Source organism: Marinobacter sp. NFXS9 (assembly GCF_040148665.1).
GTDB classification, from domain to species: domain Bacteria; phylum Pseudomonadota; class Gammaproteobacteria; order Pseudomonadales; family Oleiphilaceae; genus Marinobacter_A; species Marinobacter_A mangrovi.
The window spans coordinates 110,755-133,466 of record NZ_JAGDDW010000004.1 but is presented as its reverse complement, the minus strand read 5'-3'; the positions used below and the strand labels follow the sequence as shown (position 1 = coordinate 133,466).

Genomic DNA, 22,712 nt, shown 5'->3' with positions numbered 1-22,712 from the left:
GGATGAAAACGGGTTTGACTATATTCGGAATTACGGAAGCTGGTGTTGCTAAGCGAAATAAATGTCTATTTGCATACCGCTTAGCGAAACTTAACGTTGAATAACAAACTAAAAGCCGGCCGAAGTAACAAAAACAAAGACGCATCCCACAGGAAGCCGGTCCCGACCCGGTGCCCAGAGCATCGCCAAAAACGGGCAGGACACAGCGCTTCCGAATACAACAAGAGATAAAACGAGGTTTGCAATGACAACAAGAAACGCGTCATTCAGAGCACGTCCCCTCACCCGCGCCATCGCCCTGGCAGGCCTGCCTCTGATGGCAGCGATGTCCACCGCGACTCTGGCCCAGGATTCCCAAAGTGCCCAAAGCGATGAAGTGGAGCAGCTGCGCCAGCGGGTGGATCAGTTGGAAAAGTCGTTGAAAGGTGCGGTCGCTTCGGCGCCAGAGCTGACTGAGGATAACCCCTATATCCTGCGCGAAGGGGACGGCCTGAAGATTGGTGATACCACCATTTCTTTCGGTGGCTATATTAAAGCCGACGCCATTTTCGGCTCAGGTGGTGACGGTTCCATCAACACTTACTCCACCGGTCTGCCGCGCAACTTCGCGTCCTATGCCGCGTCCGGCAACAATTCCTGGAAGACCGGGTTCTCTGCCCGGGAATCACGGTTCAGTTTCGGTACCCAGACGGATGACGTCGTGGGCCATACCCTGCGGACCTATCTGGAAATGGACTTTAACCAGGGCGATGACGCCCCGGGTAACGAGGTGGTTTCCAACAGCTACGCGCCGCGCTTGCGCCAGGCCTACGGTAACTGGAATGGCTGGGAATTTGGTCAGACCTACACCACCTTTACCGATCTGGCCGCACTGCCGGAAATCCTGAACCAGGGCAAAATGGCCGCCTTCATCTATGTCACCCAGCCCATGATCCGCTACAACATGGCGGCGCCGGGCGGCAAGCTTATGGTGGCGCTGGAGAACCCGGAAGACGGCTTCGGAACCACTTCCTATGACGACCAGTCCTATCCGGACTTAACGGCGCGCTACCAGATTCGCGGTAAATATGGCTTCTATTCCATTGCCGGTATGTTGCGCAATCTGGAAGACGACGCATCGGATGACGAGAAACTGGCTGGTGCGGTCTCGCTGAGTGCTCGTATCCCGACAATCGGACGTGATGATCTGCGCATGCAATACAGCTATGGTGCGCTGGGTCGTTATATGGGGTTGTTTACCTATCCCGATGTGGACCTGGGGGCACAGGCTGCCGGCAAGGTAGAACCGCTGACGACATACGGTGCAACTGTTGCCTATCGACACTTCTGGACCCCGACCTGGCGTTCAAGCTTTGTCGGCTCGCATACCGAGATCGTGGATGACCTTGAGTTTTCGCCAAGCGGCACGCTGAGTTACTTCGATTCCTCGACGTCGGCGCACGTCAACCTGATCTGGCAGGCCAGCCGGAAGCTTGAGCTGGGTGTGGAATACGCCTACTGGGACTTCGGCAACATTGCGGATAGCGGCAGCCAGCAGTACCAGCAGGTGATGGCGTCCGCGAAGATGAACTTCTAAGCGCTGATATAACGAACGACAAATGCGTTAAACGGGCCGGATTCACCGGCCCGCCTTCAGGTTACTCTGTTGTTTTGCCATTAGCCCCGACTCTGCCTCGGGGCTTTTTTGTGGGAGGGACACGCTCAAGGCCATAATGCGTTGACCTTCGTGTCTCAGCGCCGCAAAGCGAAGGCCACCGTCTTCACCAGCACCGTCACGGTCTGCCCCGGATCCAGCGCCATTTCCTCGAATGACTTCCGCGTTAACCGTGCTCGCAACGACTGGCTCCCCAGCTGCAACCGGACTTCGATCGCGGTCGGGTTATTGGGCAGCACGGCCGTGTCGGTGATGGTTGCCTGCAGTTGGTTGCGGTAGGAGGAGCCAACGTGGGGTGCGAGAGCCAGCGCCACGTCGCGGACCGGAATCCGCAGGCGCAGCCGTTCGCCGATGTCGGCGTCGACGGCGGGAATGGTCAGGCGTTGGCCATCGTTCAGTGCCAGTTGCGTCAGGCCGTAGTCGACATCCTGCGCGGCCACGTCCGCCTCGATCACGGAAGCCGCATCGAAACCGCCCAGCTCGCTGGTCAGATCGAAACGCATCAGCAGGTCGTCCAGGGGGCCATTGGCCAGTACGCGGCCTTCACGCATCAGGACCAGGTGGTCGGCGATGGCCGTCAGTTCCTCCGGGTCGTGACTGACATAAAGGATGGGAATGGCGATTTCGCGGGTCAGGCGCAGAATGAAGTCCAGTAACTCCTGCTTGCGCGGTCCATCCAGGCCGGTCAGCGGTTCGTCCATCAGCAGCATGCGCGGTTCGCTCAGCAAGGCGCGACCGATCGCGACGCGTCGGGCCTCGCCCCCGGACAGCGTGGCCGGGAAACGATCCAGCAGCTGGTCGATGCCGAGCAATTCGACAATGGACGCAAACCGCTCCGGATCCGGTCGGGGCATGCCGTAGGTCAGGTTGCCACGAACCCGGTAGTGCGGGAACAGGCGGGCTTCCTGAAAGACCACGCCTAAACGCCGTTTGTGGGGCGGGAGGAAGGCGCCGGTGTGAGTATCCACCAGGCAGTCGTCCCCCAGGCAGATAACCCCGCTATCGGGCCGGTCCAGCCCGGCGATGAGCCGCAATAGACTGGTCTTGCCACTGCCGGAGACACCGAACAGCGCCGTCACGCCATCCGCGGGGAGTGTCAGTTCGGTATGCAGATGAAAGTTGCCGGGACAGTGGTCGATCCGGATCTGCAACCCGTTGGCTGAAAGCGGTTTATCCGTCATCCCGGCCTCTCAATCGTTGCCGGGCTCGTCGGGCGAGCCATTCGGATATCATCAGCGATGCCATGGCGATGGCGATGGACAGGACGCACAGTCGGGCCGCGGCATCCTCGGCGCCGGGCGTCTGGATCAGGGTGTAGAGCGCGAGCGGCAGGGTGCGGGTTTCGCCGGGAATATTGGAGGCAAACGTGATCGTCGCGCCGAACTCCGACAGCGCCCGGGCGAAGGCCAGCACGGCGCCGGTCAACAGGCCGGGCAGGGTGAGCGGCAGTGTGATGGTGCGGAACACGCGCCAACGGCTGGCGCCCAAGGTGCTGGCGGCGGCCTCCAGCTGCGTGTCCACGGCTTCCAGCGATAGCCGGACCGAGCGCACCAGCAGGGGGAAGGCCATCACCCCGGCGGCGACGGCGGCGCCCTGCCAGGTAAACGGCAGTTGGATGCTGAAAGTCTGGTCGAGCCATTGACCGATGAAGCCCCGCCGCCCGAGGGCGATCAGCAGCAGGTAGCCGACCACCACCGGCGGAAGGACCAGCGGCAGGTGCAACAGACCATCCAGTACCGATTTGCTGGGAAAATCCCGACGCGCCATCAGCCAGGCCAGGGCGATACCGGGGATCAGAATCCATAGGACGGCACTGCCGGCAACCTGCAGGCTGATGCGGATAGCATCCCATTCGGCGGCACTCAGCATGGGGTGTCAGTTCCCCTTGGCGGGCATCGGCGAGAAGCCGAAACGCTGGAAGAGGGCCATCGCCTCGGGGCCGGCCAGCCACTGGCGAAAGTCGGCCAGGGCGCGGCTGCGGGCCGCGCCGATCAGGGCGGCCGGGTAGGTGATGGTCTTGTGGCTGTCTTCCGGGAACAGGCCCAGTTGGCGGACGGCGTGGCTGGCCCGGGCGTCGGTCTGGTAGACGATGCCGACCGGCGTTTCGCCCCGTTCCACCAGGGCAAGGGCAGCGCGCACGTTGTCGCCCCGGGCCAGCCGGTCCTTCAGGGCGTCCCATTCGCCCAGGCTCTGCAGGGCCTGCCTGGCGTAGATGCCGGCCGGGACATGCGCCGGATCGCCGACGGAAACGCGCTCTCCTTTATGCAAAAGCGAGACGATGGGTTTGCCGCCACCCGGAGTGAAGCGGTTGACCGGGCTGTCCTTCGGGGCAATCAGGGCCAGGCGGTTCTGCAGCAGGTCGCCGCGTTCGTTCAACTCGATATCCTGTTCGGCCAGCCAGTCCATCCATCTTTCGTTGGCCGAGAAATACAGGTCGGCCGGTGCGCCATTGGCGATCTGCCGGGCCAAAATGGAGGACGAGGCATAGACCGGGACGATGTCGACATCGTGAGTGGATGCGTAGGCCTCCGCGACGGCATCCATGGCGTCAGTCAGGGACGCGGCGGCGTAGACGTTGATGCGGGTGGCGGCGAACGTGGAGGTGGTCGTCAGGAGGCCGGCGAGAACAAGCAGCAGGGCGCGAACGGGCATGTCGGAATCCGTTATGTATAAATGGAAATAACGGGAATCACTATAGCCTTTCAGTGGGTTAGCGCCAAGTTATTGCGGTTGATCCGGATCAGCGTCCGGCGCCAGCATGCCCAGCAGCGCCTCGGTTTCTACGGTGGCTTCGTTGGCCAGTTTTGCCTGCAGCGCGCGGTATTGGGCCAGCACCTGGCGGCCAAAGTCCGTCAGTTCGGCGCCCCCGCGCTGGCTGCCGCCGGACACCGTGGTGATGACGGGCTCGGCGAAATGCTCGTTCATGGTGTTGATCAGTTGCCAGGCTTTCTTGTAGCTCAACCCCATCTCGCGGGTGGCGCTTGATATGGAACCGGTGCGGCCGATGGCGTCCAGCAGGTCGGCCTTGCCTGGTCCGATCACCACGTCTTTGCCGGAGACCAGGCGGAGCTGGAAGCGGGGTTGTTGGTGCAGGGTACGGGTCATGGGGGGATCCGAGTTGGAAATGGTTGGTTCTAACACGGATGGAAGTGGATAAACAGGTTGAGATGCTGCACGGATCGGCTTGGTAAAGGATGCCTTTGATTGAGGCGTGTTTCAGGCTCGTGCAGGGGAGCGGATGCACAGCCTTGCCTGCGCTGTATTAGACGGCCATTCATGGCCGGCTAATACGATCGGGACGTCCCTGTCCCTCCTCCGGCAAGGCTGTGCATCCGCTCCCGGAAATCCCGGGGATAACGCTCAGGAAATAAGTTGCGGGTTTGATTTTACTCAATCCGCGACCCGCTCAATCACCGCCGCGATCCCCTGGCCGACGCCAATACACATACTGATCAGCGCATAGCGCCCGCCGGTGCGTTCCAACTGGCGGGCGGCGGTGAGGGCGATGCGGGCGCCGGAGGCGCCCAGCGGGTGACCGACGGCGATGGCGCCACCGTTCGGGTTCAGGCGGGAATCGGTCGGGTCGATGCCCAGCCGGGTGGTGCAGCCGAGCACCTGGGCGGCAAAGGCTTCGTTGATCTCGATCACGTCCATGTCGGCCATGGTCAGGCCGGCGCGGGCCAGGGCCTTTTCGCTGGCCGGGACCGGGCCGTAGCCCATCACCCGGGGCGAGACACCAGCGATCGCGCCGGACACGATCCGCGCACGCGGACGGACGCCCGCCTTTTCGCCGGCTTCCCGGGAACCGATGATCAGCGCCGCCGCGCCGTCGTTGACGCCGGAGGCATTGCCGGCGGTGACCACGCCACCCTCGAACAGCGTGCGTAGTCCGGACAGGGCTTCCAGGTTGGATTGCGGGCGCGGGTGTTCGTCCCTGTCTACGGTGACCGGGGGCTTCTTGCGACCCTGCGGCACTTCGATGCTCAGAATTTCCTCATCGTAGAAGCCGTCTTTCAGCGCCGCGTCATAACGGGCCTGGCTCTGGGCGGCGAAGCGGTCGACGGCGTCCCGGGACAGGTCCAGTTCGCGGGCGATGTTGTCCGCCGTCTGGGGCATGGTGTCGTTGCCGAACTCGTTCTCGACCCGCGGGTTGGGAAAGCGCGCGCCGATGGTGCTGTCGAACATGCGGAAGTCCCGACTGTAGGGGGTTTCGCCCTTGGCCATGACAAACGGCGCCCGGCTCATGCTCTCCGCGCCGCCGGCCACAAACAGCTCGCCCTCGTCGCAACGGATGGCGCGGGCCGCGTCGATGATGGCGGCCAGACCGGAGCCGCAGAGGCGGTTGACCGTCAGCCCGCCGGCTTCCACCGGCAGCCCGGCCATCAGGCCGGCATGACGGGCAATGTTGCGGGCGTCGTCCCCGGCCTGGTTGGTGCAGCCGGCGATCACGTCTTCATAGAGTGCCTTGTCGAAATCGTTCCGTTCGATCACGGCCTGGATCACGCTGGCCAGCAGGTCATCCGGCCGGACCTTGGCCAGGGCGCCGGCGTGGCGTCCAAACGGGGTTCTCAGGCCGTCGTAGATATAAGCGGACATGGCATCTCCCATCCTCTATGCCCGGCCCGGTGTTTTGATTCGGTGCGGGGCTTGTGTCGGCAAAAATGTTACTGTAAATGTTACTCAAGTTTCGCTAAACGAAACTAAGTTTTGTAATTGATTTAGATTAAAGCGGAGGCCAATCGAATGCAAGCGCAGACAGCGACGGCCAGGGGCCGGTTATGACAGGGTATTTCCTGGCGTTTGCGGTGGTCTGTGAATTGTTGGCGTTGTTGACCGGCTTCAACACCCTGAGTCTCCTGTCAGGCGGTGTCTTCCTGCTCTATTTCCTACTGCATATCCCACGTCTGGAAGGCTACGCCCGCTACCTGATGCTGATTACCGTTGTCGTGCTGGCCGGGTTGACGATGTCCGGTCACCTGTCGGCGGCGGAGTTGGCCGATTCGGCGCGGGCTGCGGCTTTTTACGGGGCCTTCCTGGGCAGTCTGGGCACCATGCAGTGTCTGGTGCGCCGGTTTGAGGTGCTGCGGCGGATTCACGATGTCTTGCTCGGCGGTCGTCCGGGCTGGCTGTATCCGAAATACGCCCTGACCAGTTGTGGCATTGCCTCGGTCCTCAACTTTGGCGTGATGAACCTGCTCTGCGGCGCGCTCTCCGAAACGCTGGACCAGCGGGGCATCACCGGCGACGCGCGGCTGCGCTGGTTGCGGTCGGTCCTCACCAGCACCCTGCGCGGTTTTGCCCTGGTGCCATTGGTGGCGCCCACCAGTGTGGCGGTGGCGATCATTACCCGGGAAGTGACGACGCTGACCTGGTCGCAACTGATTCCGTTCAGTCTCTGTGCGGCCTTGCTGTTGATCGCCGTGGGCTGGTCCCTGGAGTACCGGCGATTCAGTCAGGTCAGCGCCGAGCGTACCCGGCTGGAGGGCTGGCCCCCGGGAAGCGGCCGGTTGCTGATGGTGGTCTGTGCGGTGTTTGGGCTGATGGCCCTGCTGGTGCTGTTGACGCCGCTGAATGTGTCCCGAGCCGCCATGCTGGCGGTACCGGCGGTGACCGGGCTGTATATGTGGCATCGGGAAGGGCGAATCCAGCCCGTGGTCGCCGAAGTCACCGAGAACATGGCGGGGCTGCACAACGAGATCTGTATTTTTGCCGCCTCGGCGGCGTTGGGCATCGCCCTGTCGAGCCAGGTGCCGCCGGAGGCGTTGGCGAAGCTGATCGACGGCCGCGCCAGTGAGTTCATGCTGGTCGCGGCCGGCGTGCTGATTCTGCCGGCTTTTGCGGCCGTGGGCATTGCCCCGATTACAGTGCTCAGTTTCCTGTCCGGGCTGTTGGGGCAACTGGTGGCGACCGGTTTGGAGCCCTTGCTGGTGGCCGTGGCACTGGTCATCGGCTTCTCTCTCGCGATGATGCTCTCGCCCTTCGGGCCGTCGGTGATGCTGCTGTCCCGGTTTGGCAAGATTTCCCGATGGGTGGTGGCGTTTGGCTGGAATGGGCGTTATGCACTCATCGCCGTGCCCCTGATGCTGGCGTTCCTCTGGGTGTGCCAGACGCTGCGGGTGGCGTAGGGGAATTGCCGGACTGGAAAGGTTGTTAAAGTCAGCTAATCTGTTTCGCATAACAGAATGAAGTGTCGGCAATAGCGATTTATGTATCGCAGATGCTCTTTGATGGAATCGTAATGAAACAAAAGGGAAGAGTGTTTCATCTTTGGCACGACTTTTGATTAAAAGTCGGTGGTACTTGAATCGGACTCACCGTAAAATAGGACAAATTTCCAAACTTCGGAGCACGTGACTCACTGGAGCTGCTGGACGGTGGAGCCATGAGGCGGTAATCCTCTGGTGGTCATCGAACAGAGTCGGTGTGGCGCCTGTCGCGACAGGGTGTCGTTTCAGCGTCCATGCTGTAGCTGTGGGGAACACAAGGCGACTTATGACAGCAAAAGAAAAGTTCAAGGCAGAGCTGAGCCTCGACGGCAAGCCGACGGGCCCTGAGAAGGATCGTAAATTCGTGGAGGCTCTGTCTCGCGGTCTGGATGTGCTCCGGGCGTTCAGCCAGGGATCGGTGATCCTCGGCAACCAGGACATTGCGCGTCTGACCGGCCTGCCCAAGCCGACCGTATCGCGGATGACCTACACCCTGACCAAACTGGGCTATTTGAGCTACAACCCGCTGCTGGAGAAGTACCAGCTCAGTTCGGGCGTTCTGGCGTTGGGTTACGCCTACGTGTCGAACCTGAAGGTGCGTCAGCTGGCCAAGCCCTACATGGACGAGTTCGCGCGTCGGACCAACATGTCTGTAGGCCTGACCTGTCACGATCGCCTGCATATGATCTATGTGGAAAACCGCATGCCGCCGGAAGCCACGCTGCTGCGCATGGAAATCGGCCTGCGCCTGCCGATGGCGACGACGTCTGCCGGTCGCGCCTACTGCGCTGCGATCAGCGACAGCGGCCGCAAAATCCTGATGGACGGCATGGCCAAGAAGTACGGCGACCAGTGGCCGGAGAAGAAAGAGGGCCTGGAACGCGCCATGGAAGAGTACAAGACCTCCGGGTTCTGTCTGTCCCTGGGTGAGTGGGACCGCAACATCAATTCCGCCGGTGTGCCGGTTCACCTGGAAGACGGCACGATCATGGTCCTCACCTGCGCGGCGCCCTCTTACCTTATTTCCGGCGAGAAGCTGCGCGAATCCATTGCCCATCAGCTGGCGATGCTGGCAAGCGACATCGAGGCGCTGGGCGTCTGACGCGTCCTCGAGTCACCGGAAAGACAAAACCGCAGGTCCAGGCCTGCGGTTTTTTTATGCCCGCATTTCTCCGGATCCCTCCAGCAGGCGTGTCCTGCACCGCATTGTCCCCTTTTCTCTAACGGGATCCCGACCGACTACCCTTTCGGATGACCCGCCGTTTGGAACCGTCCATCGACGTCCTGTCTCAATTTGCTGTTGAAACATCCGTCGAAAATGGTTTAAATCGTCCTCAAGTTTCGCTTAATAAAACTGCATTCCATAGAAAAGCGTTTGGACACGTATAAGGAGAACGCTATGTCAGAGGTCGTCACCTATCAACGCGAAGGCGCCGTCGGCGTCATCACCGTGAACTACCCACCGGTTAACGCCCTCGGTCATGCCGTGCGCTCCGGTCTGCTGGCTGCGCTAGAACAGGGGCAGCAGGATGCGGAAGCCAAGGCGCTGCTGCTGGTCTGCGAAGGCCGTACGTTTATCGCCGGCGCCGACATCCGCGAGTTTGGCAAGCCGATGCAGGAACCGGGACTGCCCTCAGTAGTCGAGACCTTTGAAAGCTCCGACAAACCGATCATTGCGGCCATCCATGGCACCGCCCTGGGCGGCGGCCTGGAAATGGCTCTGGGCTGTCACTACCGCGTCGCGCTGGACAGCGCCAAGGTGGGGCTGCCGGAAGTGAAGCTCGGCCTGCTGCCGGGTGCCGGCGGGACCCAGCGCCTGCCGCGTCTGGCCGGTGCCCAGGTCTCCCTGGACATGATCACCTCCGGTAACTTTGCCTCCGCGGCCGAAGCCCTGCAGAACGGCATTGTCGATGCCGTGGAAGCTGGCAGCGATGTGAAAGCTGTGGGCCTAGCGTTCGCGCAGAAAGTGATCGACGACGGTAAGCCGGTGCGTCGGGTTCGCGACCTGAATGACAAGGTCGACGCCGAGAAAGGCAGCGAGATTTTCGATCAGTATCGTGCCGGCTTGCAGAAGAAGGCCCGCGGCCTCTTCTCTCCGTTCAAGTGTGTGGATGCGGTGGAAGCCGCGTTCCAGCTGCCGTTCGCCGATGGCATGAAGCGCGAGCGCGAGCTGTTCATGGAATGTATGGAATCGCCGCAGCGTGCCGGTCTGGTGCACGCCTTCTTCGCCGAACGTGAGGTGTCCAAGGTGCCGGGTCTGCCCAAGAACACCCCGGTCCGTGACGTCAACAGCGTAGGCATCATTGGCGCCGGCACCATGGGCGGCGGTATTGCCATGAACTTCGCCAACGTTGGCATCCCGGTGCGCCTGCTGGAAGTGAAGCAGGAGGCCCTGGACAAGGGCCTGGCGATTATCCGCCGCAACTACGAGAACACCGCCAAGAAAGGCCGCATCACCCAGGCCCAGGTGGAAGAGCGCATGGCGCTGATCCAGCCGACCCTGGCCTATGACGATTTCGCCGACGTCGACCTGGTGATCGAGGCCGTGTTCGAGAACATGGGTGTGAAGAAAGACATCTTCGGCACGCTGGACAAGGTCTGCAAACCGGGCGCCATCCTGGCCTCCAACACCTCCACCCTGGACATCGACGAGATTGCCTCCGCCACCAGCCGTCCGCAGGACGTGGTGGGTATGCACTTCTTCAGCCCGGCCAACGTCATGAAGCTGCTGGAAAACGTCTGCGGCAGCCAGACGGCGGACGACGTGAAGGCGACCGTCATGGCCGTGGCCAAGCGCATCAAGAAAGTCGGCGTGCTGGTGGGCAACTGCTACGGCTTCGTCGGCAACCGCATGCTGCACCAGCGCGGCGCCGAAGCCACCAAACTGGTCAACGAAGGCGCGTCCCCGCAGCAGGTGGACAAGGTGCTGACCGACCTGGGCTTCCCCATGGGGCAGTTTGCCATGTCCGACCTGGCCGGTATCGACGTGGGCTACCGCATCCGTGAAGAGCGCCGCAAGGCGGGTGAGGACGTCCCGGCAAGCTGGATGGACAAGCTGGCGGAAGAAGGCCGACTGGGCCAGAAAACCCAGGCCGGTGTCTATCTCTACGAAGAAGGCAGCCGCAAGCCGGTGGTGGATCCGAAGGTCGACGCGCTGATCGCCGAGTTCCGCAAGGAGCAGGGCATCGAGCCGCGCGAGATCAGCGACCAGGAAATCCTCGAGCGCTGCATGTACGTGATGATCAACGAAGGCGCCAAGATCCTGGAAGAGGGCATCGCCGCCCGCGCCCTGGATGTGGATATCGTCTGGATCTACGGATACGGCTTCCCGGCCTACCGCGGTGGTCCGATGTTCTGGGCTGACCAAGTGGGTGTGAAGGAAATCTACGACACGGTCAAACGCTTCCACGACACCCTCGGTGGCGATCAGTGGAAGCCGGCCGCTCTGCTGGAGCGCTTGGCCAGCGAAGGCAAGACCTTCGGCAGCCTCTGATTTCCCAAGCCAACAACGACAACGCGCTATCCCCCGGGTAGCGCGTTTCACGCTAACAAACAGAAAACGCTTCCCAGGAGGCTCTCATGTCAGATGCCGTTATCGTCTCCACCGCCCGCACCGGTCTGGGCAAATCCTACCGGGGCGCCCTGAACAACACCCACAGCGTCGACCTGGCCGGTCATGTGATCCAGCACGCGGTCCAGCGTGCCGGGATAGATCCCGCCATTGTCGAGGACGTGATCCTGGGCGCCACTTTCCACGAAGGCGCCCAGGGCAAGAACATGGCCCGCCTGGCGGCGGTCCGCGCCGGTCTGCCGGTCACCACGGCCGGCCTGTCCATCAACCGCTTCTGCAGCTCCGGTCTGCAGTCCATCGCGCTGGCGTCCCAGCGGGTGCTGTCCGAGAAGGTCCCGGCCATGGTCGCCGGCGGCGTCGAGTCCATCAGCCTGGTGCAGAACGACAAGATCAACCAGTTCCACGCCACCAACGAATGGCTGATGCAGAACAAGCCGGAACTGTACCTGTCTATGATCGAAACCGCTGACATCGTGGCCCAGCGCTATGGCGTCAGCCGTGAAGCGCAGGACGAGTATTCCCTGATCAGTCAGCAGCGCACCGCGGCCGCGCAGGAAGCCGGTAAGTTCGATGACGAGATCGTCCCCTACGACGCCACCATGCTGGTGAAGGACAAGGAGACCGGCGAGGTCAGCGAAAAGCAGGTCACGCTCACCAAAGACGAGTGCAACCGTCCCAACACCACGCTGGAAGGCCTGGCCGGCTTGAACCCGGTACGCGGCGATGACCAGTTCGTCACCGCCGGCAACGCCAGCCAGCTGTCCGACGGCGCCTCGGCGTGTCTGGTCATGGACAGCACCTACGCCGAGAAGAACAACATCGAACCGATGGGCATCTTCCGCGGCTTCGCCGTCGCCGGCTGCGAGCCGGATGAAATGGGCATCGGCCCTGTCTTTGCGATCCCGCGTCTGTTGGAGCGCACCGGCCTGACCATGGACGACATCGACCTGTGGGAGCTGAACGAAGCGTTTGCGTCGCAGGTGGTCTACTGCCGCGATCGTCTGGGTATCCCGATGGAGAAGCTGAACGTCAACGGCGGCTCGATCTCGATCGGTCACCCCTACGGCGTCACCGGTTCCCGTCTGACCGGCCACGCGCTGATCGAAGGCAAGCGCCGCGGCGCCAAGTATGTGGTGGTCACCATGTGCATTGGTGGTGGTCAGGGGGCGGCCGGGTTGTTTGAGGTCGTTTGAGGCCTCGGTGCTAGCCGCCGTCCCCCTCTCCCCAACCCTCTCCCTCCAGGGGAGAGGGAGCTTGAACCTCGAGTTGGCGTCATGAGCTCCCCTCGCCCCTGGAGGGAGAGGGGCTGGGGGAGAGGGGGAGCAGACAACTCCAAACCCGCAGCAACACCAAAAACAACAGGTCAACGCCATGCAGCAGCGCATCATCAATCCCCACGATCTCGCCTTCCAACTGTTCGAACTGCACCAGACGGAAGACGTCCTCCAATACGACCGCTACGCCGATCACAGCCGCGATACCCTCGAGGCGGCACTGGATCTGGCGCTGAAGGTGGCCGCGGAGGAATTCGCGCCCCATGCCCGCCTGGTCGATGAAGAAGAGCCGACCTTCGAGAGCGGCCGGGTCGAGATGCGCCCGGAAGTGAAAAAGGCGCTGGACGTGCTGCGCGAGACCGGCCTGATGGCCGCGGGCCAGGATTACGAGCTGGGCGGGATGCAGTTGCCCGCCGTGGTCGCGCAGATGTGCGTGGGCCTGCTCAAGGGCGCCAATGTCGGCACCCAGGGCTATGCCGGCCTGACCATCGCCGCCGCCAACCTGATCCTGGCGCACGGCAGCGAGGAGCAAAAGGAACGCTACGCCCGTCCTATGCTGGCGGGGCGCTTCTTCGGCACCATGTGCCTGACCGAGCCCCATGCCGGCTCATCACTGGGCGATCTGAAAACCCGGGCCGAGCCGGCTGGCGACGGCAGCTATCGCCTGAAAGGCAACAAGATATTCATCTCCGCCGGTGACCACGAGCTGAGCGAGAACATCGTGCACATGGTGCTGGGTCGACTGCCGGACGCGCCGGCGGGCGTGAAGGGCATTTCCCTGTTCCTGGTGCCCAAGATCCTGGTGAACGATGACGGCTCGCTGGGTGAGCGCAACGATGTGGCGCTGGCCGGGTTGATCCACAAGATGGGCTATCGTGGCACCACGTCCACCATGCTCAACTTCGGGGAAAAGAACGGTGCCGTGGGCTATCTCGTGGGCGAACCCCACAAAGGGCTGGCGGCGATGTTCCACATGATGAACGAGGCGCGCATTGGCGTTGGCCTCGGCGCCGTGATGTTGGGCTATACCGGCTACCTGCACGCGCTGGACTACGCCCGCGACCGCAAACAGGGCCGCCCCATGGGCGAGAAGGATCCGAACACCGGGCAGGTGCCGTTGACCCGCCACGCGGATATCCGTCGTATGCTTCTGACTCAGAAAGCCTATGTCGAGGGCGGCTTGTCCCTGTGCCTGGAAGGCGCTCGCCTGGTCGATGAAAAGAAATTTGCCGAGAACGAGGTCGACAGGAAAGAAGCCGCCGGTCTGCTGGATCTGCTGACACCGCTGATCAAATCCTGGCCGTCCCAGTTCTGCCTGGAGGCCAACAGCCTGGCGATCCAGGTGCATGGGGGGTATGGCTACACCCGGGAATATCCGGTGGAGCAGTTCTATCGTGACAACCGGTTGAACCCCATCCACGAGGGCACTCACGGCATCCAGGGTATGGACCTGCTGGGCCGCAAGGTGATGCAGGCGGAGGGGCAACACTACCGGGCATTGCTCAAGCGCATTCGGCGGACGATTGCCGAGGCGCAGAAAGTGCCGCCGCTGGCGGACAACGCGAACCGGCTGGACAAGGCGCTCGCCCAACTGGTCGAGGCCACCGATGCGATCAACGTCGTGCGCGCCACCGGTGCCACCGAGCGCGCGTTGGCCAATGCTTCGCTTTACCTGGAGGCCTTTGGTCATACGGTTGTGGGTTGGCTGTGGCTAAGACAGGCCCAGGCGGCCTTGGCCGGTATCGAGAATGCTGGTCCGCAACCGGAAGCCTTCTACCGCGGAAAGCTGCGGGCCTGTGACTACTTTGCCCGATACGAACTGCCGCGGGTCGGCTCACTGGCCGGACTTTTGGCCGAGGTGGATACGACCGCCCTGGACATGACGGAATCGGAGTTTTAACAGTTGACGTCGGGGCCTGACGCCGCGTTTACCCCCCAAGTTAGCGGGGCGCGAATGGTCACCCTGGCCGGAGGAGGCACAAGGACGTTCTGGTCGGAATAGCGGCCAGGGACGGCCGTCTATTCCAGCGTAGGCCAGGGTGACCATTCGTGTCCCTGGCACGGACTGGAAGTCTGGGACGACATGGCAAAGTAATCAGGCGAAAACAACAAAGGAGATCGGACGAATGACACGTGATGCAAAAGCCGTGGTTTGCCGGGAATGGGGGCAGCCCATTACCGTCGAGACCATCAAGGTGGCGCCGCCCAAGCGCAACGAAATCACCATCAAGGTCGCCGCCTGTGGCGTCTGCCACAGCGACCTCTCCGCCACCACCGGAAAGATCCAGTATCCGCCGCCCCTGGTGCTGGGCCACGAAGCCGCGGGTGTCGTCATCGAAGTGGGTGAGGGCGTGACGGATTTCAAGGAGGGCGACCACGTCGTCAGCTCCTTCATCTCCATGTGCGGCAAGTGCCGCCAGTGCGTCCGGGGCCGTCCGGTGCTGTGTGAAAACGCCCGCAAGGCCATGTTCACCCTGCCGGATGGGACCGTGCGTACCACCGATGCCGACGGCAACGACCTCAATGTGTTCGGCGCCTGCGGCGTGATGGCGGAATACGCCACGCTGCATGTGGACAACGCGGTCAAGATCGAAGAGGGCGTGCCCCTGCAGAACGCCGCGCTGGTGGGTTGCGCTGTCATGACCGGCGTGGGTGCCGTGTTCAACACCGCTAAATTGGAGCCGGGCTCGCGGGCTGCCGTGTTTGGTATCGGTGGTGTCGGTCTGAACGCGATCCAGGGCTGCGCCACGGCCGGCGCCGAGATGATCGTCGCCGTGGACACCAACGACAAGAAACTGGAAATGGCCAAAGAATTTGGTGCCACCCACACCGTCAACATCAACGAGGTGGACGATGCCGCCAAAGCGGTCAAGAAGCTGACCGGCGGCGTCGACTACGCGTTCGAGTGTGTCGGTGCGGGCGCGGTGGCGGCCCAGGCGTACAAGTGTCTGGGACGGGGTGGCACCGCGGTGGTCGTCGGCGTCGCCGATCCCAGGGACAAGACCGAAATCGGCACCCTGTCGCTGCCGGCGGACGAGCGCACCCTCAAGGGGAGCTGGCTCGGCTCGGCGCGACCGCAGCACGATTTCCCCCGCATCCTGGCCCTGTACAAGGCCGGCAAACTCAAGCTGGACGAACTGATCACCCAGACCTACAGCATCGACCAGGCGCCCCAGGCGTTCGATGATATGGTGGCTGGCAAGAACGCCCGTGGCGTTATCGTGTTCGACTGAGGTCAACCAAGGAGCGAATCATGAAAGATCTGAGCAAGCTTTACATCAACGGCCAGTGGGAAGACTGGACGGGTGAGACCCTGGATGTCCACGAGGCGGCCACCGGTGAGGTCATGGCGAAGGTGCCGTCGGCCGGCCGGGAGGAGATGGAGCGGGCGATTGCCGCTGCCCATGATGCCTTCGACGGCTGGTCGGAATCGTCCCTGGACGAGCGCACGAAAGTACTCGAGCAATTGCTGGACGGCCTCAAGGCCCGCGCCGACGAGATCGCCGAAACCGTCAGCCGGGAAGTGGGCATGCCGCTCAAGATGGCTGGCCAGATCCAGGCCGGTATGCCGATCATCACGACCAAGACCTATCTGAAGATGTTGCCGGAATTCGCCTTCAGCGAGCAGGTGGGTAATTCCGAAGTGCAGTATGCGCCGGTCGGCGTCGTCGGTTGTATCACGCCCTGGAACTACCCACTGCACCAGGTGATGCTCAAGATTGTTCCGGCGATTGCAGCGGGCTGTACCGTGGTGCTTAAGCCCAGCGAGATTGCGCCGGGTACCGCCTTTATCCTGGCGGAAATTCTGGACCAGACCGACCTGCCCAAGGGTGTGTTCAACATGGTGTGCGGCCTGGGTCAGACCGCCGGCGACACGCTGATCAAGCACCCGCAGGTGAACATGGTGTCCTTCACCGGTTCTACCCGGACGGGCCACTTGATCGCCCACGCCGCGGCGGACGATTTCAAGCGCTATGCCCTGGAAATGGGCGGCAAGTCCGCGTCGGTGATCCTGCCGGATGCGGACCTCAAGGCCGCCGTGAAAGGCACCGTGAACAATTGCCTGCTCAACTCCGGCCAGACCTGTACCGCTCTCACGCGCATGCTGGTCCCGGCCAGCCAGCACGATGAAGCGTGCGAGCTGGCGGCGGAGGCCGTAGCGAAGATGACCCCGGGCAATCCGCTGGAAGAGACCACCCGCCTCGGTCCGCTGGCCTCGGCCCAGCAGCGGGACAAGGTATTCGACTACATCCGTCTCGGGCAGGAAGAGGGCGCGACCCTGGTGGCCGGCGGTGCCGGTGCGCCTGAAGGGCTGGAGCAGGGCTATTTCGCCAAAGCTACCGTCTTTGGCAACGTGAAGCCGGACAGCCGTCTGGCGCAGGAGGAAATCTTCGGTCCGGTGCTGTGTGTGATTCCCTACGAGGATGAAGCCGACGCGATCCGCATTGCCAACGGCACGGCCTACGGTCTGTCCGGTGCGGTCTGGTCCGGCGACGCGGACAAGGCGAAAAGGATTGCGGGCAAGCTGCGCACCGGTCAGGTGTTCGTCAACGGTGGCGCCTTCAACCCGCAGGCGCCGTTTGGTGGCTTCGGACACTCCGGTGTCGGCCGCGAGTTCGGCAAGTGGGGACTGGAAGAGTTCCTGGAGGTCCGTTCTCTCCAGCTCTGATTGGTGGTTTAATAGGTCGCTAATCAACGTGAGGCCTACCGAGAGGATCAACGACAATGAGCAGTATCTGGACGCGGACCCCGACCGTCGAGGCGATGACCGAAGGCTCAGCCAACACCGCTGTGCGCAGCCTCGGCATTGAATATCTGGAAGTGGGTGAGGACTTCATCAAGGCGAAGATGCCGGTGGACGAACGCACCCGGCAGCCTTTCGGCATTCTTCATGGCGGCGCGTCCGTGGTCCTCGCGGAAACCCTCGGCAGCATGGCGGCCAACTACTGTCTGCGTAAGCCGGACCAGGTGGCGGTGGGACTGGAGATCAACGCCAACCATATCCGCTCGGTGTCGTCGGGCTGGGTCTATGGCACGGCCCGGCCATTTCACATCGGTGGGTCGACCCAAGTATGGGAAATCCGGATCGAGAACGAAGAGGGCAAGCTGACTTGCGTCTCGCGGATTACCATGGCGGTCATCAACAAGCCCGGATGATCGCTGTTCTGCGGAGCCTGGAAGGTTCCAGGCTCATGCTCAGTTTGCCGTGCCGCCCAGCAGAATACGGACGGCCCGGCAGGCGTCTTCCAGCTCGTCCTGCCGCGGCGCCCGGCCGCTGATCACGTCACTGTAGAGGCAGGATTCCGCTAGTCTCACCATGAAATAGGACAGACTCTCCACCTTCATCGATGGTTTGGGCAGGTGGCCCGCGTCGATCTGTTCCCACAGCATGCGGGTATTGGCCTGCACCACGCGATTGTGCAGTGTTGAACTGGCGGACGTGAGAATGCGCAGGGCGTATTCCGGATCCTGGCTGATAAAGCGGCGCAAGGCGGCGTCGTTGAGCAGCACGGAATTGATCCGGTGATAGACACCGGCGATGTAGTCGATGCCCTCCCCAGGCGTCTGTTCCCGGGCCCACTCACGGATGGGCGCGTAAAGGGACCAAAGGATCTCCCCCAGCAGCAGGTTCTTGTTGCCGACCCAGCGGAACAGGGTCGCGCGGCCGATATTCAGTTCTTCCGCCAGTGAGGCCAAATGGATGCGCTCGCCGGCGAGCCACAGCTCCCGGGCGCGATTGAAGGCATCATCGGGCGTGGCCCGGGTGGGGCGCTCAGTGGCGTGTCCGGGGGGCGATCGGAGTGAGTTTGCGTGTCGTGCCACAGTTACCTTTCCTGTCCGGTCGGTTGTTGTTATTGAGTGTCGAGTCATGCACTGCCAGTTCCGTCCGCACTGCGAAACTAACCATATCATGGTTTGGTGGCCGCCCAATGCTCTCTCGGCGGTTCGGTCACCGGAATGTGATCTGTAAAGCGTCCGCTGATCGGGCGGTCAATTGACTCAGGGCATCTCTGTTCATGGCCGCCGGGAACTTGAAGTGGATCCCACCGTCTTGAACACGTCGGACGGTTGGGTACTCCCCCTGACCGCTTGACCATTGGAGTGTTCTCATTGCTCCCGGATGGCACGCTCCGGAGCCGTTTCATGCGTCTCGGCTACCGGGGAAGTCTCCAGCCCTCTTTTGGCGGGCACGTGCCCTGCCCGCCTTTTTTCCTGCCTTTCTTGTCATTCCGTCCGTTGATTCTGCTCGTCACAGCATTAATAATGAAATCTAGTTCCAATAATCAAAATAGTCGAACCATTTTTAACCGGGGTGCCTATGAAGACACGAATTACCGAACTGTTCCGGATCCAACATCCCATCATCCAGGGCGGCATGCACCACGTGGGGTACGCTGAACTGGCGTCGGCGGTCTCCAACGCCGGCGGGCTCGGCATCATTACCGGTCTGACCCAGCCCACGCCGGACGATCTGGCCCGGGAAATCGCTCGCTGCCACGAGATGACCGACAAGCCGTTCGGTGTGAACCTGACGTTCCTGCCCAGCTTCAAGGCGCCGCCCTATCCGGAATACATCCAGGCGATTATTGAAGGCGGCGTCAAAGCGGTGGAAACCGCCGGCCGCAGTCCGGAGCAATACATGCCGGCGCTGAAGGATGCAGGGATCAAGGTAATTCACAAATGCACGTCGGTTCGCCACGCGCTGAAAGCCGAGAAGATCGGCTGTGACGCGGTCAGCGTCGACGGCTTCGAGTGTGGTGGCCATCCCGGAGAAGACGACATCCCCAACTTCATCCTGCTGCCCCGGGCAGCGGAAGAACTGACCATTCCGTTTGTGGCTTCCGGCGGTATGGCTGATGGCAGGAGTCTGGTCGCCGCCATGGCGCTGGGCGCCGAAGGCATGAACATGGGGACGCGCTTCATCGCCACCACCGACGCGCCGGTCCACGAGAACGTGAAGCGGGCGCTGGTCGAGGCGGACGAGCGCCAGACCCGTCTGATCATGCGCGGCCTGCGCAATACCGAGCGGGTCATGAAGAACGCCGCTGTGGACGAAATCGTACGGATCGAAGCCGAGAAGGGCGACGACGTCAGCATCGACGACATCCGTCACCTGGTGACCGGTGTCAAAGGCCGCAAAGTGCTGCAGGAAGGCCAGATGGATGAAGCGGCCTGGAGCTGCGGCATGGTGGCGGGTCTGATCCATGACATCCCCAGCTGTGCCGACCTGCTGGCCCGCATCATGGACGAGGCCGAAACGCTGATCCGCCAGCGGCTCGCCGGCAGCCTTTAAGGAGGTGTGTTATGGCTACACTGGAATCGTTTATTGAAGGCGGCACGTTCTTCGAAGGCCCGCGCTGGCACGACGGGGCCTGGTGGGTGTCGGATTTCTACGGGCACACGGTCAGTCGCATCGAGCCTGATGGCACCCTGGAAACGATCATGGACGTTCCGGGGCAGCCGTCGGGATTGGGCTGGTTGCCCGACGGTTCGATGCTGGTGGTCTCCATGCTGGACCGCAGGGTGCTGCGCCGCTGGTCCGACGGGCAGGTCACCACCCATGCGGACCTCAGCGCCCTGACCACCGGTCACGCCAATGACCTGGTGGTGTCGGCCGATGGCAGCGCCTGGGTCGGCAACTTCGGCTTTGATCTGATGGAGGGGGACGCCATGCAGCCGGCCTGTCTGGCGCGCATCGCACCGGATGGCGCCGTCAGTCGGGCCGCCGATGACCTCTACTTTCCCAACGGCGCGGTCATCACACCGGACGGCGGCACGTTGATTGTCGGCGAGACGTTCGGCAATGGCATGACCGCGTTTACCATCGCGGCCGATGGTGCACTGACGGACAGGCGCGACTGGGCCCGGTTTGGTCCCAGACCATCGCCGGGAACGGACCGCGCCGACCTGCTGAAACAGCTGTCGGTCGGCCCGGATGGTTGCTGTCTGGATGCGGAAAACCATTTGTGGATTGCCGACGCCTTCAACCAGCGCTGTATCCGGGTGGCACCGGGCGGCGAGATTGTCGACGAGCTGAAGCCGGCCAACGGGCAGGGCGTGTTTGCCTGCATGCTGGGCGGCGACGATGGCCGCACGCTGCTGGTCTGCGTCGCGCCGGATTCCAGCGCACACCGGCGCAGGACTGTCCGGGAGGCGACGTTGTGGACCGCCCGGGTGGATGTGCCCCACGCCGGGCGACCCTGAATCGTCTGCGATGCTCAGCCGGTCTCGGTCACCAGTTGCAGGTCGGGGCCGGCTGGCCCACGGTCCACAAAGATCTGTTTGGCCAGCCCCGCGCCCTTGACGCCCTGGATCGCCAGGGTCGTCACCAGCCCGCCAATCATGGCGCCCACCACACCGCAGGTCAGGACGTCCTGGCCGGTCAGGTAGAGGCCGGGAATCTCGGTTTTCGGCCGTAGCCAGGCCTGATCGAAGCGCTCCGGCGTGTGCTCCAGCCCGTAGATTTCGCCCTGGCCGTAGCGACAGAACCAGTCGGTCGATAGCGGGGTTGAGGTCTCCACGTAGTCGATCTTGCCCCGCAGCTGCGGCAGCTTGTCGTAGAGGTGTTCCAGAATCCGCTCGGTCAGTTGCTGCTTCAGGGCTTCGTATTCCTCACCGCGCTTGCCCCAGGTGGTGTCCTTCCAGGGCGCGAACTGGGCCCAGGTGGTGGGGGCGACAATTTCAATGGTCGCCGTGCCGGGACAGCGGTTCAGGTAATCCGGATCCTTGGCCGACGGAAAGGAAATGTAGACCACCGGGAGTGGCGATTCCGGATCGCTCAGGAACCGTTCCACATTGGCGTCGTGGTGCTCGTCCGGGTAGATCCAGAAGTTGGTCTTGGGCAGGCCCAGTTCCTGCGCCGTTCCCTTCAGGCCGATATAGAGACCCAGGTGGGACATGGACGGCTCAACATGCGGGCGCTGGCGTCGGTAGCGGGTGCCCCTGACCACCTCGGCGGGCAGGAGCGTTTCAAACGTGTTGATCACCCCGGCATTGCTGATGATGCGGTCCGCGCGAATCGTATGGTCATCCGCCAGACGCACCCCGCAGGCGCGGCCTTTCTCCACCAGAATCTCCGTCACGTCGGCGTAGGTCATCACCTCACCGCCGCCCGACTGGATCACCGGGATGATGGTTCGTGCCATTTCCGACGCGCCGCCCACGGGGTAGTAGCCGCCGTGAATGTAGTGCTTGGCAATCAGCGCATGGATCAGGAAGCTGGAGTGCTTCGGCGTCACCCCGCAGTCGCCCCACTGGCCGGTCAACGCGCCAATCAGGGCCTCGTTGCGGGTCAGGCCGGAGAGCACCTCGTAGGTGGTCTGGTTAAAGCACTTGGGCAGCACGAAGCGCAGGGCTCGGCCGATCACCGGCGAGGCGATGCCCGGCGACAACTTGGACAGGGTGTACCACTGCATGCCGGAGGCCACTTTATCCAGCAGCTTGATGTAGCGATCAATGGCCTTGTTCTCGCCGGGGAAGGCGTCGAGCAGCGACTGGCGGAAACCGTCCTTACCGGCGCGCAGGTTGACCACCTGACTGCCGAGATAGAAGCGGTCGTAGTGGTCGTCCATCGGCGCCCATTTCAGTTGGCCGTCGGTAATCGTATCGAAAAGCTTTCGACCCAGCGTATTCGGGCTGCCCATATCGCCGACGTAGTGAACCCCCACATCCCACTCATAACCGTTGCGGCCGTAACTGTGGGTGAAGCCGCCGGCGGTGTAATGCTGTTCCAGCACCAGGACTTTCTGGCCGGCTTTGGCCAGTAGCGCAGCGGTGGTCAGCCCACCAATGCCGGAACCGATCACAATGGCGTCGTAATGATCGTCGACCCGGGAAGCGCGATAGCGCTTGCCGATGCGGATGGTACTCGGTTTGAGTGCGGAAGCGGTGGTGGTCATGTGGTGCCTCTGGGTTTTTATTATACGACGCAGTTTACGACGAAAGTCGGATTGGGCCCAGCCGTGACGTTTCAAACGGTTACACCGGGATGCCCCGTTTATTGATGG

General features: G+C 62.5%; 18 protein-coding genes. 11 read left to right on the top strand and 7 right to left on the bottom strand.

The window, feature by feature from the left end:
* Nucleotides 1-244: 244 nt before the first annotated feature.
* Nucleotides 245-1,576 carry a DcaP family trimeric outer membrane transporter gene (locus tag J3364_RS08505; protein ID WP_349557950.1) on the top strand — a complete coding sequence of 444 codons (1,332 nt, stop codon included), beginning with the start codon at nt 245-247 and terminating at the stop codon, nt 1,574-1,576.
* A 155-nt stretch (nt 1,577-1,731) separates the two neighbouring features.
* On the opposite strand, the gene modC is transcribed toward J3364_RS08505, so the two are convergent.
* The 5 genes from modC to J3364_RS08480 all read right to left on the bottom strand — a co-directional run bounded on the left by modC (nt 1,732) and on the right by J3364_RS08480 (nt 6,250).
* Nucleotides 1,732-2,835 (bottom strand): molybdenum ABC transporter ATP-binding protein, encoded by a 1,104-nt coding sequence (gene modC / locus J3364_RS08500; RefSeq protein ID WP_349557949.1) that lies wholly within the window; start codon nt 2,833-2,835, stop codon nt 1,732-1,734.
* On the bottom strand, nt 2,825-3,523 hold the full coding sequence (gene modB / locus J3364_RS08495) for a molybdate ABC transporter permease subunit (RefSeq protein ID WP_349557948.1): 699 nt from the start codon (nt 3,521-3,523) through the stop codon (nt 2,825-2,827). The genes modC and modB overlap by 11 nt, the downstream gene beginning before the upstream one ends.
* Before the next feature lie 6 nt (nt 3,524-3,529).
* Nucleotides 3,530-4,306 carry a molybdate ABC transporter substrate-binding protein gene (gene modA / locus J3364_RS08490; protein ID WP_349557947.1) on the bottom strand — a complete coding sequence of 259 codons (777 nt, stop codon included), beginning with the start codon at nt 4,304-4,306 and terminating at the stop codon, nt 3,530-3,532.
* Between the two features lie 69 nt (nt 4,307-4,375).
* The gene (locus J3364_RS08485) at nt 4,376-4,759 is read right to left on the bottom strand and encodes a winged helix-turn-helix domain-containing protein (protein WP_349557945.1); all 384 of its coding nucleotides are present in this window, start codon (nt 4,757-4,759) and stop codon (nt 4,376-4,378) included.
* Between the two features lie 285 nt (nt 4,760-5,044).
* Nucleotides 5,045-6,250 (bottom strand): 3-oxoadipyl-CoA thiolase, encoded by a 1,206-nt coding sequence (locus tag J3364_RS08480; RefSeq protein WP_349557944.1) that lies wholly within the window; start codon nt 6,248-6,250, stop codon nt 5,045-5,047.
* Nucleotides 6,251-6,432: 182 nt separating this feature from the next.
* On the opposite strand from J3364_RS08480, the gene J3364_RS08475 reads away from it, so the two are divergent.
* The 8 genes from J3364_RS08475 (at nt 6,433) to J3364_RS08440 (ending at nt 17,862) form a co-directional block, all read left to right on the top strand.
* Nucleotides 6,433-7,779, top strand: coding sequence for a hypothetical protein (locus J3364_RS08475; RefSeq protein WP_349557943.1), 1,347 nt, complete (start codon nt 6,433-6,435; stop codon nt 7,777-7,779).
* 367 nt (nt 7,780-8,146) lie between these two features.
* Nucleotides 8,147-8,962, top strand: a complete 816-nt coding sequence (locus J3364_RS08470; protein ID WP_349557942.1) for an IclR family transcriptional regulator — start codon at nt 8,147-8,149, stop codon at nt 8,960-8,962.
* A 297-nt stretch (nt 8,963-9,259) separates the two neighbouring features.
* Nucleotides 9,260-11,353, top strand: coding sequence for a 3-hydroxyacyl-CoA dehydrogenase NAD-binding domain-containing protein (locus J3364_RS08465; RefSeq protein ID WP_349557941.1), 2,094 nt, complete (start codon nt 9,260-9,262; stop codon nt 11,351-11,353).
* 86 nt (nt 11,354-11,439) lie between these two features.
* Nucleotides 11,440-12,624 carry an acetyl-CoA C-acyltransferase gene (locus J3364_RS08460; RefSeq protein WP_349557940.1) on the top strand — a complete coding sequence of 395 codons (1,185 nt, stop codon included), beginning with the start codon at nt 11,440-11,442 and terminating at the stop codon, nt 12,622-12,624.
* Between the two features lie 178 nt (nt 12,625-12,802).
* A complete protein-coding gene (locus J3364_RS08455; protein ID WP_349557939.1) occupies nt 12,803-14,605 on the top strand; it encodes an acyl-CoA dehydrogenase in 1,803 nt (600 codons plus the stop codon).
* Between the two features lie 226 nt (nt 14,606-14,831).
* Nucleotides 14,832-15,938 carry a zinc-binding dehydrogenase gene (locus J3364_RS08450; protein ID WP_349557938.1) on the top strand — a complete coding sequence of 369 codons (1,107 nt, stop codon included), beginning with the start codon at nt 14,832-14,834 and terminating at the stop codon, nt 15,936-15,938.
* Between the two features lie 20 nt (nt 15,939-15,958).
* A complete protein-coding gene (locus J3364_RS08445) occupies nt 15,959-17,374 on the top strand; it encodes an aldehyde dehydrogenase family protein (protein WP_349557937.1) in 1,416 nt (471 codons plus the stop codon).
* Nucleotides 17,375-17,430: 56 nt separating this feature from the next.
* Nucleotides 17,431-17,862, top strand: a complete 432-nt coding sequence (locus J3364_RS08440) for a hotdog fold thioesterase (RefSeq protein ID WP_349557936.1) — start codon at nt 17,431-17,433, stop codon at nt 17,860-17,862.
* 39 nt (nt 17,863-17,901) lie between these two features.
* On the opposite strand, the gene J3364_RS08435 is transcribed toward J3364_RS08440, so the two are convergent.
* Complete coding sequence (locus J3364_RS08435) at nt 17,902-18,528, bottom strand: QsdR family transcriptional regulator (protein WP_349557935.1); 627 nt, start codon at nt 18,526-18,528, stop codon at nt 17,902-17,904.
* 496 nt (nt 18,529-19,024) lie between these two features.
* Between J3364_RS08435 and J3364_RS08430 the strand changes: the two genes are divergently transcribed.
* On the top strand, nt 19,025-19,999 hold the full coding sequence (locus J3364_RS08430) for an NAD(P)H-dependent flavin oxidoreductase (protein WP_349557934.1): 975 nt from the start codon (nt 19,025-19,027) through the stop codon (nt 19,997-19,999).
* A gap of 11 nt (nt 20,000-20,010) precedes the next feature.
* The gene (locus tag J3364_RS08425) at nt 20,011-20,910 is read left to right on the top strand and encodes an SMP-30/gluconolactonase/LRE family protein (RefSeq protein ID WP_349557933.1); all 900 of its coding nucleotides are present in this window, start codon (nt 20,011-20,013) and stop codon (nt 20,908-20,910) included.
* A 14-nt stretch (nt 20,911-20,924) separates the two neighbouring features.
* Here the strand turns inward: J3364_RS08425 and J3364_RS08420 are convergent, their stop codons facing one another.
* A complete protein-coding gene (locus J3364_RS08420) occupies nt 20,925-22,604 on the bottom strand; it encodes a phytoene desaturase family protein (protein ID WP_349557932.1) in 1,680 nt (559 codons plus the stop codon).
* Nucleotides 22,605-22,712 lie beyond the last annotated feature (108 nt).

What these genes read in the sequence shown, in the direction of transcription:
- J3364_RS08445 (WP_349557937.1), top strand. Translation starts at nt 15,959, where the DNA reads ATGAAAGATCTGAGCAAGCTTTACATCAACGGCCAGTGGGAAGACTGG.
- J3364_RS08480 (WP_349557944.1), bottom strand. Translation starts at nt 6,250, where the DNA reads ATGTCCGCTTATATCTACGACGGCCTGAGAACCCCGTTTGGACGCCAC.
- J3364_RS08425 (WP_349557933.1), top strand. Translation starts at nt 20,011, where the DNA reads ATGGCTACACTGGAATCGTTTATTGAAGGCGGCACGTTCTTCGAAGGC.
- modC (WP_349557949.1), bottom strand. Translation starts at nt 2,835, where the DNA reads ATGACGGATAAACCGCTTTCAGCCAACGGGTTGCAGATCCGGATCGAC.
- J3364_RS08460 (WP_349557940.1), top strand. Translation starts at nt 11,440, where the DNA reads ATGTCAGATGCCGTTATCGTCTCCACCGCCCGCACCGGTCTGGGCAAA.
- J3364_RS08465 (WP_349557941.1), top strand. Translation starts at nt 9,260, where the DNA reads ATGTCAGAGGTCGTCACCTATCAACGCGAAGGCGCCGTCGGCGTCATC.
- J3364_RS08450 (WP_349557938.1), top strand. Translation starts at nt 14,832, where the DNA reads ATGACACGTGATGCAAAAGCCGTGGTTTGCCGGGAATGGGGGCAGCCC.
- J3364_RS08430 (WP_349557934.1), top strand. Translation starts at nt 19,025, where the DNA reads ATGAAGACACGAATTACCGAACTGTTCCGGATCCAACATCCCATCATC.
- J3364_RS08485 (WP_349557945.1), bottom strand. Translation starts at nt 4,759, where the DNA reads ATGACCCGTACCCTGCACCAACAACCCCGCTTCCAGCTCCGCCTGGTC.
- J3364_RS08470 (WP_349557942.1), top strand. Translation starts at nt 8,147, where the DNA reads ATGACAGCAAAAGAAAAGTTCAAGGCAGAGCTGAGCCTCGACGGCAAG.
- J3364_RS08455 (WP_349557939.1), top strand. Translation starts at nt 12,803, where the DNA reads ATGCAGCAGCGCATCATCAATCCCCACGATCTCGCCTTCCAACTGTTC.
- J3364_RS08420 (WP_349557932.1), bottom strand. Translation starts at nt 22,604, where the DNA reads ATGACCACCACCGCTTCCGCACTCAAACCGAGTACCATCCGCATCGGC.
- modB (WP_349557948.1), bottom strand. Translation starts at nt 3,523, where the DNA reads ATGCTGAGTGCCGCCGAATGGGATGCTATCCGCATCAGCCTGCAGGTT.
- modA (WP_349557947.1), bottom strand. Translation starts at nt 4,306, where the DNA reads ATGCCCGTTCGCGCCCTGCTGCTTGTTCTCGCCGGCCTCCTGACGACC.
- J3364_RS08475 (WP_349557943.1), top strand. Translation starts at nt 6,433, where the DNA reads ATGACAGGGTATTTCCTGGCGTTTGCGGTGGTCTGTGAATTGTTGGCG.
- J3364_RS08440 (WP_349557936.1), top strand. Translation starts at nt 17,431, where the DNA reads ATGAGCAGTATCTGGACGCGGACCCCGACCGTCGAGGCGATGACCGAA.
- J3364_RS08505 (WP_349557950.1), top strand. Translation starts at nt 245, where the DNA reads ATGACAACAAGAAACGCGTCATTCAGAGCACGTCCCCTCACCCGCGCC.